Annotated in this window: 4 protein-coding genes; all 4 read left to right on the top strand. The window is 45.6% G+C overall.

The genetic code is table 11. From position 1 onward, the window contains the following. Positions 1 to 105 precede the first annotated feature (105 nt). The 4 genes from BN338_RS07505 to BN338_RS07490 are packed head-to-tail and all read left to right on the top strand — an operon-like array spanning position 106 to position 2,686. Complete coding sequence (locus tag BN338_RS07505; RefSeq protein WP_019222493.1) at positions 106 to 321, top strand: hypothetical protein; 216 nt, start codon at positions 106 to 108, stop codon at positions 319 to 321. A gap of 3 nt (positions 322 to 324) precedes the next feature. Then, positions 325 to 702 (top strand): GPW/gp25 family protein, encoded by a 378-nt coding sequence (locus BN338_RS07500; protein ID WP_039760619.1) that lies wholly within the window; start codon positions 325 to 327, stop codon positions 700 to 702. After that, the gene (locus BN338_RS07495; RefSeq protein WP_039760617.1) at positions 699 to 1,580 is read left to right on the top strand and encodes a baseplate J/gp47 family protein; all 882 of its coding nucleotides are present in this window, start codon (positions 699 to 701) and stop codon (positions 1,578 to 1,580) included. The genes BN338_RS07500 and BN338_RS07495 overlap by 4 nt, the downstream gene beginning before the upstream one ends. Then, positions 1,580 to 2,686 (top strand): phage tail protein, encoded by a 1,107-nt coding sequence (locus BN338_RS07490; RefSeq protein WP_039760615.1) that lies wholly within the window; start codon positions 1,580 to 1,582, stop codon positions 2,684 to 2,686. Before BN338_RS07495 ends, BN338_RS07490 begins: the two co-directional genes overlap by 1 nt. The last annotated feature ends 103 nt before the right edge of the window (positions 2,687 to 2,789 follow it).

Genomic DNA, 2,789 nt, shown 5'->3' with positions numbered 1-2,789 from the left:
AGAAGATTTACAGCACAATCAAAAATCTGTTGGCGCAAGCCACATTCACGGTGGGGTGAAAGTGGGTTTTTCCACAACTTCTCGCCCCCTTTAAAGGAGTTTATCATGCGTGAGAATAGTTATGTTATTTTAACCAATGCCGATTTCGTTGCAGGTAAGCGTTCACCAGGAAAGGGTGAGGAAATTCTTTTAAGTGAGGAAGCGGCAAAATATCCGTTGCTGCTTGGTCAAATTGGAGAAAAAACCGCTCCTGTTGTTCCGGCACCTGGTGTTTCTGGGTCCCCAACTGTTTCTTCCGTGAAGTCAAGCAAAGGGGCTTAAAGCATGCGGTGTGGGATCAGCGAAAAGGATGGCTCACTCTTATATGGCTTTGCGCATTGCCAACAGTCTATCCGTAAATGTTTGATGACACGGATTGGATCACGGGTTTTGCGCCGCCATTATGGGTGTGATGTTGGGGCTTATCAAGACGCCAATGCGGATTCTGCAACACTTATGCAGCTTTATCAAGAAATTGTGCAAGCTTTAAATAACCCAGAATGTGGAGAACCTGGATTCTCGTTGCAGAGAATTGATCTGATAAAAGCTACGCGTGAGGGGGTATTTTCCTTTGTTTTAAGGGGTGTTTTTTATCCCAATGGGCATTTGGGTGATTGGTCCCAGGGGCAAGAGATGCACTGTCCTTTAGAGGTTTTCCCATGACAGATGTTGAACATGCCCCCTTGCCACAACACCCACAGTCACAAATCCCACTGCCACAGATCATTGAAGAGCTTTCTGTTGAAGAAATTTTACAGAAAAAGATCACGCGTTTGACTGAGCTTTTTGCAACCCATCATATTCCTTATAATGTGGAAAACACCGCTTATGATCCCGTGGTCATCCAACTGCAAGCAGCAGCTTATGAAGAGTTGCTGTTGCGTCAACGGATCAATGAAGTGGCGCGAGATAATTTATTGGAATTTGCACGTGGCACAAGCTTAGATCATTTGGGGGATTTTCATGGGGTCAGGCGCCTTTTTGGTGAAGATGATGCGCGTTTTCGTCGCCGTATTCGCTTAAACAGGCAAGGACATTCCCCAGGTGGTACAGCTCCTCGCTATCAATATTTTGCACTCTCCAGTGATCTCCATGTCAAAGATGCTTTTACTTATCGTGTGGGCAAAAGCCCGCTGATTCATGTTGCACTTTTTAGCGATGCTCCATCGGGTATTGCTGATGAGGCTTTGATTGCTAAGGTGCAAGCTGCCCTTGATGACCCTCACGTTAAAATGACCAATGATAGCATCTTGGTTAAAAGTGCCGTGCAACGAATGATCGATGTGAGAGCAGATCTGTGGTTGTTACCTGAGGCATCTCCCCTTGTTTTAGAAAGGGCAGGACAGAATTTAAGAGAAGAATGGATGCGCGCAGGGAAACTTGGACGTGATCTCTGTTTAAGTTGGATCATGAGCCGCTTAATGGTTGAGGGGGTTCATCATGTCACTTTAATTCAACCGTGCACGGATATTTTGGTGGCACCGGATGAAGCGGTTGCAATCGGGGATATCACTTTATCTCCACGGGGGTATACTTATTGATGGTCTCCTTATTATTACCGCAAAATTCCAGCTTATTTGAGTGCTGTTTGGCAGAGGCGATGGCTGTTGATCTGCAAGTCAAAAATGCTCTAGCAGAAATTGTTCGTGCAAAATTGATTACGCGCCCACCTTCTTGGTTGCCTTATTTGGTCGATGAATATGGTTTACAAGAATTAAGCCCTTATTTCTCTCATCCTTATGATCTTCTTGACCAAGGTCTTGCATGGCAAGATATTCGCGGCTCTGTTGCCGCCATTGGGTTGGGACTTCAATGGCTCGGGCTTTCAGCGCATTTTAAGCCCGCATGGTCTGGGCGTGCGTGGTGGAATTCCTTTCAACTTGAATTTAACCAGTTGCCTGAACCAAGCAGCCTTGAAGCCATTGAAGCCATTGTGGGACTTTCCAAAAGCTTTCGCTCTGATTTTCGCCGTGGGACCTATGGTTATGATGTGGAAGCTTTGGAAGGCAATATGTCACGGCTTGATGACAGTCTGCTGGACTTTGAGAGTGGCGTGCGCTTAACAGCTGAGGGCACTCTGTTTTCCTTTGGACGCACAACAGAGATCAACCACATGCTGGAAGAAGAAGAAGGAAAACGGATTGGCAACTGGATTGATGCTGGAGATGAGGAATTAAGCTGGAACCAAATTGATTACCCTTGGGATTTTGCAAATTTCCCTTGGTGCTCAGTTAAAAAACATGAACGCGCCATGTTGATGGCAGAGTGGTTTCGAAAGCACGTCCTTTATCTGGTGTTAAGAGATCACCAGAATGAGGTGATTGGGTTTCGAAGATGCAACATTGTTCAGCCTGTTGAACAGGCTTTGGAGGGTGTCTACAGCCATTGCGGCAGTAGATTTAATCCCTCCACAATGGGGACCATGTTGTTTCTTGCTGCGCGTACAGATTTTGAGGATGTTGTTGACAAACAAGCCGCTTTTGTTTCGGTTTTGGTTCATGGCTGCCTAAAAGAACAGACACCTCTAGGTAAGCTTTGGCTTGGAGCTCATGAACTGGAGGGGGGTGTAGAAATTCTCAAAACACCCGTCAACATTCCTTTGCGGGCTGAGGTTCGCGAACAATTCAAGATTTTATTGAGGTTTTAACATGAAACATGAAAGTGGTTTACCCTTTGCAATTGATAGATCTGTCGGCAAAGATGAACAACAAAGCGTGGTGTTTTATGGACAGCGCTCTTTTCTTCAAAGT

The organism is Bartonella queenslandensis AUST/NH15, from assembly GCF_000312585.1.
GTDB classification, from domain to species: Bacteria; Pseudomonadota; Alphaproteobacteria; order Rhizobiales; family Rhizobiaceae; genus Bartonella; species Bartonella queenslandensis_A.
This window is presented reverse-complemented; position numbering and strand designations above follow the sequence as displayed.